Raw genomic sequence first — 14,320 nt, 5'->3', positions numbered from 1 at the left:
GTCACTAAAGACTGGCATCGCAAAACACTGCCCTGTAAACAAAGGCATGCAGGCACATTCCGCGTTGAAACTTCTCGTCGTAGCGCTGGGTGCTCTGCCGTCGATCGCCACCGCGGGTGGGCCGGTGCTCGCGGCCGGACGATGGGACGTCACGTCCACCGTGGCCGACATCGCCATACCCGGAGCACCGGGCTTCATCTTGCGGATGATACGCGGTAAGTCGAAGGCCGAGCATAAGCGACTACCGCCGGCGCAAGGCGTCGAGGCTTTGTTGGTCCCCGATCCAAAGGCGGGGTGCAGGGTCGATAGTCAGCGCATTGCGGATGGCCGCTATGCACAGGCGCTCACCTGTCCACAGAAGCGCGGCGAGCCGATGCAGATTGTGCGCGCCGGCACGTACGACGGCAATGGCTTTGTCGGGCAGGCGACGGTCACGGGTACGACCCCCAAGGGTGCGATGCGGATCGTGCTGAACCAGCGCGCGGCGCGGATCGGCAACTAGGCTCAAACGCGACATTTTCGGCCGGATGGATCATCCCGCGATCGGTCCTGTATCAAGTTCAAAGTAGAGTTCTTCCGCAGCAACATCGCTGTGCGTGCAGAAGGACGTCGCAATGAGCCTCGAATACTCCCCGATCGTGTCGGCCGACCCGGATGAATCGTCTTATCAAGCCATCGAAACGCGGCCAACACCCGCGCCACGCCGACTTTTCGAGGCCGCCGATCTGGAAACGCAATTCGACCCCGCGAGCAATACCCTGTGGACCTATATGCGGCAGCGCGGCCGGCCCAGTTTCAATCCGGGGCTGCTGGCCGAATTCCGGCAATGGCAGGATGATATCCGCAGCGCGCAGTCATCCGGTGCGATGCCGATCCGCTATGTCGTACTCGGATCGCGTTTTCCCGGCGTCTTCTCGCTGGGTGGCGATCTCGACCTGTTCGCGGCACACATCCGCAACGGCGACCGCGGCGCACTGGTCCGGTACGGTCGGGCCTGTGTCGAGATCCTGCATCGCAACATGCGGAGCCTGGACCTGCCGATCATCACGATTGGCTTGGTCGAAGGCGATGCGCTGGGTGGCGGTTTTGAAGCCCTGTTGTCGTTCAACGTCGTCATTGCCGAGCGCGGGACGCAGTTCGGGCTGCCGGAAACCAATTTCGGTTTGTTTCCCGGGATGGGCGCGCACTGCTTCCTGTCGCGCAGGCTTGGTGCCGCACGCGCGGAGCATATGATCCTCAGCGGGCGGTCCTACAGTGCCGAAGAGCTGTACGATCTCGGTATCGTCCATGCTCTGGCGGACCCCGGCAAGGGACGCGCCGAAGTCGAGAGCTACATCCGCCAGAACCGACGTCGTCACAGCGGGCATTGCGCCATTTACGAGGCCTCGCGCTCGGTCAATCCACTGCCCTTGGCTGAACTGGAGGCGGTCGTCGACCTCTGGGCGGATGCGGCGTTGCGGCTCAGCGACGCGGATCTGAAATTGATGCGCCGGTTGGTCGGCGCACAAACCAGATTGCTGGAGAAGGCGGCGGCATGATCGCCGCGTTCATGATCGACCCTGTGCCTTGATGTCTTCACCGGCGAGCATGGTCGCGACCATGCTCGCCGGCATTGGCCGCGCCAGCAGGAAACCCTGCACCGCATCGCAGCGAGTCCGGCGCAACTGATCCAATTGGGCCTGCGTCTCGATCCCTTCGGCGACCGTCCGCATCCCGAGCTTTGCCGCCAGGTCGATCACGGTCTGGACAATCGCGACCGATGCCGGGCTTTGCTCGAGATCGGCAATGAACGATCGATCGATCTTCAACGTCTGGAAGGGAAATTTCGTCAGGTAGCTGAGCGAGGAATAGCCGGTGCCGAAGTCGTCGAGCGTCGTGCGAACATGGAGGCGGTTAATCGCGTCGAGTGCGGCCAACGACGCTTCGATGTCGTCGAGCAGGACCGACTCGGTGACTTCGAGTTCGAGCCGTTCCGCGGCGAGGTTGCTCGAGGCCAATGCACTCATGATGACCATCGGCAAATTGGCCGATCGCAACTGGATCGGCGACAGATTGACGGCGATCTTGACCTCGACCGGCCATGCGCTCGCGGTACGACATGCCTCGCGGATGACCCAACTGCCGATCGGCACGATCAGGCCGTTGTCTTCGGCGATGGGAATGAACTCGGCCGGCGAGATTGGACCATGACGGCGGTTGGTCCAGCGCAGCAGCGTTTCGCAAGACAGCACGCGTTGTCCCGCGAGATCGAATATCGGCTGGAACATCAGGTGGAACTCGCCACGCTCCAACGCACCCTGCATTTCGCTGGCGAGATCGCGGCTACGCTCGATCTTTTCATCCATCAACGGTTCGTAGAAACACATTTGTCCACGCCCGCTGTCCTTGGCACGATAGAGAGCGAGATCGGCATTCTTCAACAGCGTATCCGCGTCGGTTCCGTCGACGGGTGCGATCGCGATGCCCAGCGAGGCACCGACATGCAGCAGGCGCCCGTCATGGTGAACCGCCTGCTCGACCAGTTCGATGATCGTCCGGCCGATCGTCGTCGCGGCAGTCCGGTTCTCAACCTCGCAAACGACTGCGAACTCGTCACCGCCCAGTCTCGCAACGATACCGGTGCTGCCAAACGCATCGTTCAGCCGATGCGCGACCCCTGCAAGCAGCGCATTGCCCGCAAGATGTCCGAACGAATCGTTGATCTCCTTGAAGCGATCGAGATCGATCCAGTGGATCGTCAACCATCGGTCCGCGCCGGAAAGTGCCCTCAACCGCGCCTCGAATTGTTCCCTGAACGCCGTTCGATTGGCGACCCCGGTGAGATCGTCGCGACGCGCAACCGCGGCATGATACTCGGCCAGCGCGGCTTTTTCGCGAGAGACGGTGGTCGCTTTCAGGATCACGCCGTACGTCTGGAGGGTGATGTCCATCATCGCGACGACGAACAGCATGATCACGACCGCGAGCGCGACCTTCAGCGGATCGAATGAGACGATCAGCCCTACCGCAAGCGGCAGGGACGCGAAGCATAGCTGGGACAGGGCAATCCAGGGGCGGCCGGCGTTACGTCCTGCGATTCCGGCCGCGTATCCGATCGTCGTCGTAACCGCGAGCAATTGCAGAACCGCGTCGTGCGTATTCACAAGCGTCAAAAGCCCGAACACGCCAAGCAAGCCCGAATAACACAACGCACCGAACCGGTAGAGCATCTCCTGGCGGTCGGTCTGCATCCCCGCTAGCACGCCCTTCCGTTTGGATCGCGGCCATATCCCGATCGCATCGAACACCCTTACGCCGGCGACGAACGCAATCGCGACGGCGCACAGGATCATCGATCGGTTGCCGCTGACGAGCGCGACGATGGTCATGACGCCGCTGGATGTCAGCGCACCGATCACGAGCGACTGCGGGGACGCATAAAGCGATCCCACAAGGGTCTCGCGCACCGAGGCGGCGATCGCATGGTCGGAGTGCCTGAGCTGTCTCAGGCGTGATATCAGGCCGCTCATCCACGCTGCCATGAACGGCATAAGTGTAAAAGCAACGAACAAAACCCTTCAACGCGGCCAAACTGCATGATATTTTCGATCGACCGCCTTCAGGGGTCATGAACGCGCCCGCGGTTAGCAAACGGCCAAGGTGGATCTTACCAATCCAATTTGCGCGGGCGCCAAGTGAAGGCGATCCGGCATCGAGAGCGTCAGCGGCCTGCCGGTTCACCTCGCCGCTAGCGGTCGGTCTCCGTGACAAAATCGAGCGCATCGGCGGCCCCCACTTTCTGTTCGCCGGAGAACAGCTGATCGAGCCGCGCATCGATCTCGCTGCGGTGATCGCGCGAGGCGAGACGGCGATAGGGTCCGATTGCGAGTTCGTCGCCGATCGCTGCCTTGATCCGCGTAAGTGCGGCTTCGGTCAGCACGTCGGCCTGCCTGAGTTCGATGCACAATTGGATCAAGCCGACCGCGGTCGCCTGCGCGCGCAAGCCGACGTTCGTCACGTCGTGATGCAGCCGTTTCTGCTTCTCGTAGGTGTTCGTCACTGCCGTCTCCCTGAGGGTAGCTGAGTGGATCTTCTACGACGGATCGTATCGGTCTCGACCAACGCCGCGCAACATCCTGATTATCATACGCATTCGATCAAGAGCGCAATGCCCTGACCGACGCCGATGCACTTGAATGCCATCGCATAACGGCCGCCGGTGCGGTGCAGCTCCTCGACCGCGCTCATCGTGATCCGCGCGCCCGACATGCCGAGCGCGATCGCGCCGCCGTTCCTGTTCACCGGCGGATCATTAAACGGATCGATGCCGAGGTCACGCAGCGTCGCGATAGCCTGGCTGGCGAACGCTTCGTTGAGTTCGATAACGTCGAGCTGGTCGAGCGTTATGCCGCCTATCCGCATCAGCTTGCGCGCCGAGGTCGCGATTATACAGGTTGTTTACGGTGATCAGCGTGTTGCGGTAATACATCGCACCTGTCTGCCAGCTGAACTTTGAATCATTCGGCGTGCTGTGGATCCGCAACTCATGCGTGACGAACTTGTCGTCGGGCGTCAGGATGGTCTGGTCGGCGTTGAACACCGTACCGCGCGCCACGATCGTCGCGTTCTGATACCAAGTGCGGACCGCGGGGATGTAGGTGACTTCGACGGGACCGAGGTCGAGTTTGAAGTCCGCCCAATATTGACGGAAATGGTTCTTGCCGGTGCCGCTGCCCTGCGACGTCGCGACCGTCGCGGCGGCGCCGTCGACCACGCCGGGGACGTCCTCGAGGATGTTCTTAAGTTCGTAGCGGCCCTGGCGAAGCATCTCCGCGCTCGGACGCACGGTGATCGCCGCCGCGGTCTTCTGCGCGGTGTTGAACCGGCGCTCGGCCTTGACGATGATGCCCTGCGATGCGGAGGCGTCGACGGGCGCCTGACCGGGTGTCGATGGGGGCACTGCCTGAGCGGGGCTTGCCGAGGCGGGAGCCGCTTCGTCCTGCGGGTTCGCCGTGGACGGCGGGGCAGGGGGGAGACCGTCCCGCGCCATAGCCGGCGTGGCAGCGACCATGGCAGCGGACGCAGCAATAAGGCTGATGGGTGCTGAGCGCGATGCGTCCAGAAACTGCAGCAGGTCGAGCGGGGAAGCGATTACCGTGCGGTATCGATCGAGTACCCCCCGGGGGGGCAAGGCGGGGAAACTATAGCGTCACGTACTTCGACGAGCATGACGAGCAGATGGGGGCGCTACTGAAAGCGCGGTCGCCAGTGAGGCGGGAGGCGACCCGAAGGTTGGCACAGCGTGTGCCATTTCGTCCCGCCGCGTCGCAACGCCAACAGGGAATAAGAGAGTGATTTTAAGGGAAGGCCAGATTGCCAGCCGGCGCTAACCTAATAGATCGTTGAAAAAGCTGGTGACCCCTACGAGAGGGGTCCAAGGGTAGCAAAAATGGCGGAAAACCGTCATTTTCTGTACCCATTGCGGGGGTCTCTGTACCCATGTTCTGTACCCACCGGCGGGCATTTCCGCCTGATTTCATGATGCTACGTGAACGCAGATGCGGGCAATAGTCAACCGATTTTCGCGAGCGAACATCACGGCCAGACGCCTCCGAGTGCACTCGCCATAACCGGGCATTATGGTAACTACAGCGATGTGCTACACAGGCCAAATGCAGGGTAAATCGGACCAGCGGGCGCGGCTCTCATGAGCGAGATCGTCGTCCATCGTACCGATGGGGAGGGGCTGCCGGTCCGAACGCGGCGTGGGATCGTCGAGCCGATCGATGTCCGCGTCACCCGGTTGCTGGGTCTTGCGCTGCCAGTTGAAGGTGTCCCTGTCAGCGAGATCGGCTTCGCCGCGCAGCTTGGCGCTATAGCAGAAGCGAGCAAGGCGGCGATGGCGTCGGACTTGGCCTGCTATCTGCGTTGGTGTGAGGACATCCGTGTCGCCCCGCTGCCCGCCGAGCCCGAAAACCTGGTCCGCTACATTGCCATGCTCGAGGCGCGGGGCGCCAAGCCCGCCACGGTCGCCCGGCGGGTTGCCAGTCTCGCCACCGCACACGGCCTGTCAGGCCTGCAGGAGAGGGGGCATGCGCCCACCAGCCACGTCATGGTCCGTGCAGCGCTCAAAGGCCTGCGCCGGCGTCGTGGCGCGGCCCAACGCCAAGCGGCCCTGTTGCGCTTCGGGGCCTCGCTAGACCCCCATACCAAGGGGTTCACGCTGATCGCGCTGCTCGGCGCCTGTGGCGGCGATCTGCAGGGCCTGCGTGATGGCGCGCTGCTGTCGCTCGGCTATGACGCTGGTCTGCGGGTCAGCGAGCTCGTCGCCGTCACCGTCGCGCATATCGATCCGCACAGCGACGGTTCGGCACTCCTGTTCATTCCGTCGTCCAAGACCGATCAGGAAGGGCAGGGGGCGTGGAGCTGGCTGTCCGCGGACACGATGCGCCGGGTCGGCGCCTGGCTGGTAGCGAGCGCCATCACCGAAGGGCCGGTCTTTCGCCGCGTCGGGGTCGATCGGCGTCGGCTGCGCGCGGCGGTTCCGCCGATGGCGTACGAGGCGATCCCGGGGCACACGCGGCACTGGCAGGAGAAGCTCAAGGGCAAGAAAGCCGAACCGGCGAGGACGGTTTTCACCGTCGGGACGGCTTCGCTTAGCCGGCAGGGTGTCAACGGGATCTATCGGCGCGTGGCGCTCAGCGCGTTCGATCAGGGGCTGGTCGAGATGCCGATCGCGAAGGTTGAGGAGGCGGCGAGGGCGCTATCAAGCCACTCGCTGAGAGTAGGGCTGACGCAAGATCTGTTTGCGGCCGGCGAGGACGGCGTTGGCATTGCACAGGCGCTGCGATGGTCTTCACCGTCGACCGCGCTACGCTATGGGCGCAAGCTTGCAGCCAGGAGCAATGTCGCAGCGCGCGTATTGTCTCGCATCAGAGCTTGAACTTGCGAAACCGATCCAGCCTATTTGGGTGTCGGGTTGAGTTCGCGATGTATGGGCACACTGTATTCGTCGTCGAGTCTCGCGACCAATCCGCTGACCGTTGATCTAGAAAATAGGTGATCGCCAATCAGATGCTGGCCAATTATCTTAATATATTCAAAATGGGCTGGGTTAAAACCGCCACGGGCAGTATTAGAGTCGTTATCGACTATCGCATTAAAGATATCTAAACCAGCGATTTGATAGGTTCCCACTCCATGAGCCTTTCGGAAAATTCCCAGTATCAAGGAGACAATGATACAGTAAGTGTCCTGCTTCATCTTCAGAATGCTATTCTGAAGATGATTGCCAAGGGCGCTGGGCTCGCACCAACGTGTACCACGCTGTGCGCGGAAGTAGAGCGGATTCTCCCTGACGTAATCTGTTCGGTTTTAACGGTCGATGTGGCAGGCCTGCTTCATCCGCTGGCCTGCCCGAGCCTTCCGGAAGCATATTCCCAAGCTTTGGATGGCCTGTCCGTCGGCCCGTTAGCCGGCTCCTGCGGCACTGCGGCGTATCTGAAAACAGATATTACGGTCGTTGATATCGAAACCGATGCCCGCTGGGCCCGGTTCAAAGACCTCGCACTTCCCCACGGGCTGCGCGCCTGTTGGTCTAGTCCGATATGTGATGCAGACGGTCGCGCGATCGCAACTTTTGCTTTCTACTATCACAGCGCCCGCGGACCGACGGCCTTTGAGCGCGAGGTGGTGGCTAACTGCGTTAACCTCACGCAAATCGCTATCGAGCGACATGAGCGTGTCCTCGAGCACCAACGACGGGCTTTTACCGACGCCTTGACCGGTTGCCCCAATCGGGCCGCTTACCATGCCGCACTTTCCAAACTCGAAGGCGCTGCGGTGGGCAGTTGGGCACTGTTCGTGTTGGATCTCGATAATCTCAAGGTCGTGAATGACACGTTCGGGCATCATGCGGGTGACGAGCTTCTTCAGATCGCCAGCGACAGGATCTCAGCAGCAGTCAGCCCCGGGCGAACGTTTCGCGTCGGTGGCGACGAGTTCGCTGTCATTCTCCAGGCTCCTGAAGCGCTTTGTAACCTGGAGAAGATCGCGGATGAGGTTCTAGGCGCGCTTTCGGTTGCTGCCGACTGCGGCGGGCATAGCATCGTCCCCCGCGCTACTATCGGAGGCGCTACGGTCTCATCGGATGACGCCGGGGTGGGGATTGTGCGGCAAAATGCCGACTTTGCCCTCTACCACGCCAAGGAGACCGGTCGTGGCGGCTTCGTACGATACTGGGCAGGGCTGCGCTCGAACATGACGCGGCGTATGGGTGCGATCAGGGACCTCAGCGCGGCTTTGCGAGAGGACCGGATCGAGGCGCACTATCAGCCGATCTTTCGACTCGACACGCGGGAGATCGTAGGGCTGGAAGCGCTTTGCCGCATGCGCATCGGCGACAATCTGGTCTCGGCTGCCTCCTTTCATGAGGCGACTGCCGACGCGCAGGTTGCGACCTCGCTCACCGCCAGGATGATGACCCTGGTAGCGGCTGACCTACGTCGATGGCTGGATTTGGGTATTCCCTTTCAACACGTTGGCATCAACGTCTCGTCTGCGGATTTGAGTGGCGGGGCCGTCGGGCAGGTTCTGGCCGCGGCGCTCGAACGCGAGCGGGTCCCTCTCGATCACGTCATCCTCGAGGTAACCGAGACGGTGTACATGGGACGTGGCGACCAAGCGATACAGCAAGCGATCAGGGCATTACGCGCTGACGGTATACGGGTCGCGCTGGACGATTTCGGAACGGGTTTCGCATCGCTGACGCACCTGCTCACGGTTCCCGTCGATGTCATCAAGATCGACAAACTGTTCGTTGACCACCTGGAACCAGACGGTGTCAGTGTGACCATCGTCGAAGGCCTGATCCGTACCGCGAAAAAGATGGGCATCAGGATCGTCGCCGAGGGGATAGAAACTGAAGAGCAAGTCGAACAGCTTCGCGCGATCGGCTGTGCGATAGGGCAGGGGTACATATTCTCACCCGCAGTCAATCGCGAGACGACGACCGCCCTTCTCCTCGGGCATGCGCAGGGCATCGCGCGATCGCCGATTGCGACGCGATCTGGCGTGGGCTGATTTTGGATCGACGACGGAAGAGGGACTCCAGCATTACGCGAGCCAACTACCTATAATCTCCTCGAACGTATGGATGAAGAAGGGGTCCCGATCGGCGTTGATCGGGACCCCTGCACGGTAAGCTTCGACTCAGATAAAACAGCGTGGTCAAACCCTCCCGGTGGTCCGCTTTCGGCGCCAATCCCCACGGATCAGTGTTCTACCAAGCTCTAGGTTCAGCTCCGGTCCGTGCTGCTACCGCTGCTTCTATCTCATTCAGGTCAGCTTGCGAAACCACGCCCGCCGTCAGCATCTTACGCATGAGTTCGTCGACGAGCGCCGCAAGAAAATGGATCTCGGCGCGTTCAGAAGGAGTATCTTCGCCCTCAGCATTCACGTCCATCTCGCATGTCCTTTAAATCGTTCGAAACTTGAATCCGCACAAACGAAAACCTGCCGTATCGTTTATAGGCTTGCCTATGAACGTTTCTCAAACCGAGTCATACCGTAACGCGGCCGTCCGTGAACGATCAGCAGCGGAGCTGTCTTCGCTACCTCGTGTCCGAGAACGTCATTTACGATCGGCAGAAGCATGGGATGTAATGGCCAGTCAGGGTGAACTAACCGAGCGCCTGGCGCAGGCGAACGCGGAGAACCGCTTAAAAGAACCGTACCAGCGACGACCTTCAACCGAGAATACGTAAATCAGCCCAGGGAGCCTTACGGAACAGACAGCGGCCCTGGCAACTGCCGAGGAAACCATGTCAGGAGGGCGTCGGAGAGGGCTGCGGCGACAACAGAGGGATCGCCCGTTCGTGTGCCGCTAGCGCGCACCGTGGTCGCCTGCCCCGTCCATACGACGTGATTGTCGCGGCGCAGCGATACCGTCACCTTCAGACGGGTTACGATCAGTCCGCGCAATTGATCCTTTCCCGAAGGCAAAGTCAGCGACAGGCCTCCAAGGCCCGCTGCCATGCCTGGCCGGTCTGATCGATCGTTGCCGGACCTGACGACGCCGCGCTGTGTCTGCGATACCTCAACCTTGGCAATGTAAAGGCTGTGGTTCGGGTCGGGCAGGGGCAGGAATGGTGTTCGAAGGAGGGTTCGCTGAACGGCGTCCGTGAACGTTCTCATGATAGCGGGAGACGTAGTCGGACTATCAGCAGCCACGATCGCTATCGTGCCAGGTCTTACCGCGGTGGTGGCAACCGGCGATTGCATCATGGCTGCTGCCGCAGCGAGAGGAAGTACGTACATCCAACAAGGTCCGATGCTTCAAGAGGCCTTTTGATATAGCTCGGCACGTCGGAGGCATGTGATTTCCCGTCCCAGTCGCGGTCTTTCGCCTCGGTTCGATTACAGAAGATCTTCGATCCTGAACGGCATCTCGCGCAGCCGCTTGCCCGTCGCATGGTGAATGGCATTGGCAATGGCGCCGGCACAGCCCGTCATGGCAACTTCGCCAAGCCCCTTTGCGCCAAGGGCATTGATGAGAGGATCCGGTCGATCGATAAAGCCGACGTCTATCGACCCGATGTCGGCATTCACAGGCACGACATAGTCGGCAAGATCGTTGTTCAGCCACCCGCCATAGCGCGGATCGACTTCGGTCGCTTCGCGGAGCGCCGCACCAATGCCCCAGATCACGCCGCCCCGAACCTGACTCTCGGCCGTGCGAGGCGAGATCACCCGCCCGCAATCGGCAATGCTGACGACGCGTGGCACGCGGACGCGGCGCGTACCCGGTTCGACATGAACTTCAACGAAGTGGGCAATGTAGCTGTAGGTCGTGAAGGTCGAGTAATCCGGCCCGACCAGCGCCATGCCGCCCTTGCGCAGTTTCGCCAGATCCTTCGGACCCTGGTCGACAGCAACATGCTCGACCTCGACCTGAAGCGAGGGACGCCGCACGGTCGCAAGCTGTCGGTGAAGATTGCCCGCCACCTGACGCCCCGCCAACAGCTCGGCCATGGCAGCGTTCAACTTGGCAGCCGCCTCTGCCGCTGCCGGCACGACACTCGCGGTACCCCAGGATCCTGCCGTCGTATGCTGAGGCGCTACGCTGGTGTCGCCGATCGCGATCTCCAGTTTTAAAGGATCGATCGCCAATTCTCGTACGAGAACCTGTTCGATGGTCGAGCGGATGCCCTGGCCCATCTCATGCCCTGCAGCCGCAAACCGCGTCGTGCCGTCTGCGTTCACGCGCAGAGTGACGATGTTGGGATGGGCGGAGCCCGGATAGGCGCCCGATGCCACGCCCCAGCCGACCTGCGTGCCGTCGGGCAGCGTCATCGATCCCGGCTGGAGACTACGCCGTTCCCACCCAAAACGACGGGCGCCCTCCGTCAGGCATTCCGACAGATAGCAGGACGAGAGTTTCTGGCCGTGGATCGGATCGGTCGTGGCGCGGTGGCGCAGTCGGAAGGCGACCGGATCGACGCCGAGCTTGAAGGCAAGTTCGTCCACCGCGCTTTCGAAGGCAAAGCACGACGGATGCGGTGTCGGCGACCGCATATAACCTGGCGCCTGCGTATCGATCCGCAGATTGGCGGCGGTCCCGTGGTAATTCTCGATGCCGTACAGCATGGGTACGGACTCGTGGTAGTCGGGCGGAAACTGGCCTTCGCGCGATTGCTGCTGATCGGCGTCGTAGCGCACCGCGATCATCTTGCCGCTGGCATCCGCACCGATCTCGATCCGGTGACGGTTCTTCGGCCGGAAGGTCGCGTTATGGAAAATCTGCCCGCGCGGCAGGACAAGTTTGACCGGTCGGCCGAGCAGCATCGCGGCGCGGGCGACAAGGGCGGTCTGGCGCTGTGCCCCGCCACGCTGGCCAAAGCCCCCGCCGATCTGTGGGCTCTTTACCGTCACCTGCTCGGGCGTAAGGCGCATGTTGCGCATTACGGCACCCTTGGTGTTGCTGCTGCTCTGCGTGCTTTCGTAGATGGTGAGTTGCCCGTTCTCCCATACAGCCGTCGTCGACAGCATTTCGATCGGGTTATGGTGCTGTGGCGGGGAGACATAGTCCGCCTTGTGCCGTGTTACCGCCCGCGCCATCGCCTGCGTCGCATCGCCCGCTGTCACCGGTTTGACGGCTTCGCGCACCATCCCCGGCTGCTCGACGAGCGAGGTGAACGCGGGCGCTGTTGTGTAGGTCGGACGAATGGCCTCGGCGCCCTCGATCGCGGCCTCGAGCGTCTCGGCAACGACAAGTGCGACCGGCTGGCCGCGATAGGCAATGTCGGCCGTGAGCGTCGCAGGCGGGGGCGGTGCGCCAGGGGTCGCAGGAGGGGGCGGCAGAAAGTCGGTCGCGGTCAGCACGCGAACAACGCCCGGCACCTGCATCGCTGCATCGACCGACAGCGCGGCAATACGCCCCTTTGCGATCGTTGCCGGGACCTGCATGGCGTACAGCAGTCCAGCGACCTGATGGTCGGCTCCATAGCGCGCAGCGCCCATCACCTTCTCGCGGGCATCGGCACGGGGACGGTTGGGGAAGGGGGCGGTCATGACCGGTTCCTCGCTGCGGCAATAGTCAGGGCGTCGGCAACGGTCCGCGCGCCGAGTTCGATCTTGAAGCCGTTCTGCTTGCTAGCTTTGGCATCGGCGAAGGCGGCGTGCCCTGCCGCCAGTGCTGTCTTCGGGGTCAGAGGCTTACCAGCCAGCAGCGCCTCCGCCGCGGTCGCCCGCCATGGTTTGGTCGCCACGCCGCCAAGTGCGATCCGGGCGCGCGTCACGGTGTCACCATCCATGTCTAACGCGACCGCTGCCGAGGCGAGCGCGAAGGCGTAGCTCTCCCGGTCACGAATCTTGTGATACGTCGAATGCCGGCCTGCCTTCGTCTTTGGCACGACGATCGCCGTGATCAACTCGCCTGGCTGCAGCGTGAACTCGAGGTTCGGCGTGCTGCCCGGTAGACGATAGAGTTCGGCAATCGGGATCGCGCGGCTACCGCTGGCGCCCAGCACTTCGACATAGGCGTCGAGCGCGACGAGTGCGACGGGCCAATCTCCGGGGGAGACGGCGGTGCATGACGAACTCTGGCCCAGCACAGCCTGACCGCGGTCGAGTCCACCGATTGCCGCGCAACCCGAGCCCGGCTCCCGCTTGTTGCAGGGGTAGGTGTTGCCGACCGACGTTCCGCCCGCACCGTTTCGGAAATAGAGACAGCGGGTCCGCTGGAGCAGGTTACCGCCGACCGTCGCCATATTGCGCAGTTGCTGCGAGGCAGCCTTCCACAACGCCTCGGCAAGGACAGGATAATCGCGCAGGACGACCTTGTCGGTCGCGACCGCGCTCATCGGTGCTAGCGCCTCGAAGCGTAGCCGCTCGCCTCCTGTTTCGATTCCGTCGAGCCCTTGGATCGCAGTGACGTCGATAAGATGCTGAGGCTTCTCGATGTCGAGCTTCATCAGGTCATAGAGCGAGGTGCCGCCAGCGATGTAACGCGCACCGGCTCCCGCGGCTGTGAAGGCCTGGACTGCCGCTACGGCGCTTTTGGGTCGTGCATAGGTGAAGGGACGCATCAGCTCTTCTCCCTTCCCGCAAACTGCTCGATCGCCGCGACGATGCCGACATAGGCGCCGCAGCGGCATATGTTGCCGCTCATATATTCGCGAATGCGATCCTTTGACGTGGCGTTGCCTTCGCGCACGCACGCGACTGCCGCCATGATCTGTCCCGGCGTACAATAGCCGCATTGCAGCGCGTCGTGATCGATGAAGGCCTGCTGCATCGGATGCAGCGTCTCGCCATAGGCAAGCCCTTCGATCGTTGTCACGGCACGTCCGTCGACCTTGGCTGCTAGCGTGAGGCAGGATGCTACGCGCCGACCGTCGACGTGAACGGTACATGCGCCGCACTGGCCATGGTCGCAGCCCTTCTTGGCGCCAGTCAGATGCAGTTGCTCACGCAGGAGATCGAGCAGCGATGTCCGCACATCGATCTCTACCGGTACCGCCTTGCCGTTGACTGTCGTCCGGATCGCCAACCGGGTGCCGACCGGCATGGCGAGCGGTGCCGCGACCGCCTGATCGCTCTCAAAAATAAGGCTAGACGCTGTAAGCGCAGCGGTACCACCGAGCGCGGTGCGCCGTGTCAAAGGCACGCCCAGCAAGTGCTCCATATCAGGCATCAGAAGACTCTCCGGACGGGCATTTGCCGTACCAGACATTCGTAACCGAAACAGACGCTTAGCTAAAGCGCTTAGATCGGTCGTCCTGCGCCTGCTATGATTGCAGCACGTGGCGTCAACGTGCTGCAATCAGGCGATCAGCCCTTC

General features: G+C 62.1%; 12 protein-coding genes and 1 pseudogene. 4 read left to right on the top strand and 9 right to left on the bottom strand.

Annotated elements, in window-relative coordinates; all coding sequences use genetic code 11:
- The first annotated feature begins 46 nt into the window (after positions 1–46).
- Complete coding sequence (locus tag C8J40_RS08600; protein WP_132896696.1) at positions 47–502, top strand: DUF3617 family protein; 456 nt, start codon at positions 47–49, stop codon at positions 500–502.
- Positions 503–614: 112 nt separating this feature from the next.
- The gene (locus C8J40_RS08595; RefSeq protein WP_132896695.1) at positions 615–1,538 is read left to right on the top strand and encodes a crotonase/enoyl-CoA hydratase family protein; all 924 of its coding nucleotides are present in this window, start codon (positions 615–617) and stop codon (positions 1,536–1,538) included.
- A 9-nt stretch (positions 1,539–1,547) separates the two neighbouring features.
- On the opposite strand, the gene C8J40_RS08590 is transcribed toward C8J40_RS08595, so the two are convergent.
- The 4 genes and pseudogenes from C8J40_RS08590 to C8J40_RS08575 all read right to left on the bottom strand — a co-directional run bounded on the left by C8J40_RS08590 (position 1,548) and on the right by C8J40_RS08575 (position 5,050).
- Positions 1,548–3,446 carry an EAL domain-containing protein gene (locus C8J40_RS08590; RefSeq protein ID WP_165911394.1) on the bottom strand — a complete coding sequence of 633 codons (1,899 nt, stop codon included), beginning with the start codon at positions 3,444–3,446 and terminating at the stop codon, positions 1,548–1,550.
- A 281-nt stretch (positions 3,447–3,727) separates the two neighbouring features.
- Positions 3,728–4,039, bottom strand: a complete 312-nt coding sequence (locus C8J40_RS08585) for a hypothetical protein (RefSeq protein ID WP_132896693.1) — start codon at positions 4,037–4,039, stop codon at positions 3,728–3,730.
- Positions 4,040–4,122: 83 nt separating this feature from the next.
- Positions 4,123–4,416 (bottom strand): annotated as a pseudogene (locus C8J40_RS08580) (acetyl-CoA C-acyltransferase); the annotation flags it as partial.
- Positions 4,313–5,050: a hypothetical protein gene (locus C8J40_RS08575; protein ID WP_132896692.1), complete on the bottom strand. Its 738-nt coding sequence runs from the start codon at positions 5,048–5,050 to the stop codon at positions 4,313–4,315. The gene C8J40_RS08575 and the pseudogene C8J40_RS08580, both read right to left, overlap by 104 nt.
- A 636-nt stretch (positions 5,051–5,686) precedes the next feature.
- Between C8J40_RS08575 and C8J40_RS08570 the strand changes: the two genes are divergently transcribed.
- Both C8J40_RS08570 and C8J40_RS08565 read left to right on the top strand, forming a co-directional pair.
- The gene (locus tag C8J40_RS08570) at positions 5,687–6,922 is read left to right on the top strand and encodes an integrase (RefSeq protein WP_132896691.1); all 1,236 of its coding nucleotides are present in this window, start codon (positions 5,687–5,689) and stop codon (positions 6,920–6,922) included.
- A gap of 257 nt (positions 6,923–7,179) precedes the next feature.
- A complete protein-coding gene (locus C8J40_RS08565; RefSeq protein ID WP_243693287.1) occupies positions 7,180–9,060 on the top strand; it encodes a GGDEF domain-containing protein in 1,881 nt (626 codons plus the stop codon).
- Positions 9,061–9,259: 199 nt separating this feature from the next.
- Here C8J40_RS08565 and C8J40_RS08560 read toward each other — a convergent pair whose 3' ends face one another.
- The 5 genes from C8J40_RS08560 to C8J40_RS08540 all read right to left on the bottom strand — a co-directional run bounded on the left by C8J40_RS08560 (position 9,260) and on the right by C8J40_RS08540 (position 14,173).
- Entirely contained in the window at positions 9,260–9,442 is a 183-nt protein-coding gene (locus tag C8J40_RS08560; protein WP_082446317.1) for a hypothetical protein, read from the bottom strand.
- Between the two features lie 317 nt (positions 9,443–9,759).
- Entirely contained in the window at positions 9,760–10,173 is a 414-nt protein-coding gene (locus tag C8J40_RS20230) for a hypothetical protein (protein WP_165911393.1), read from the bottom strand.
- A gap of 222 nt (positions 10,174–10,395) precedes the next feature.
- Positions 10,396–12,549 carry a xanthine dehydrogenase family protein molybdopterin-binding subunit gene (locus C8J40_RS08550; protein WP_132896689.1) on the bottom strand — a complete coding sequence of 718 codons (2,154 nt, stop codon included), beginning with the start codon at positions 12,547–12,549 and terminating at the stop codon, positions 10,396–10,398.
- Entirely contained in the window at positions 12,546–13,565 is a 1,020-nt protein-coding gene (locus C8J40_RS08545; RefSeq protein ID WP_132896688.1) for a xanthine dehydrogenase family protein subunit M, read from the bottom strand. The genes C8J40_RS08550 and C8J40_RS08545 overlap by 4 nt, the downstream gene beginning before the upstream one ends.
- On the bottom strand, positions 13,565–14,173 hold the full coding sequence (locus C8J40_RS08540) for a (2Fe-2S)-binding protein (protein ID WP_132896687.1): 609 nt from the start codon (positions 14,171–14,173) through the stop codon (positions 13,565–13,567). Before C8J40_RS08540 ends, C8J40_RS08545 begins: the two co-directional genes overlap by 1 nt.
- Positions 14,174–14,320: the final 147 nt, after the last annotated feature.

Source organism: Sphingomonas sp. PP-CC-3A-396, assembly GCF_004343105.1.
Classification (GTDB): domain Bacteria; phylum Pseudomonadota; class Alphaproteobacteria; order Sphingomonadales; family Sphingomonadaceae; genus Sphingomonas.
The sequence above is the reverse complement of the archived record's forward strand: the minus strand, read 5'-3'. Positions and strand labels throughout refer to the sequence as shown.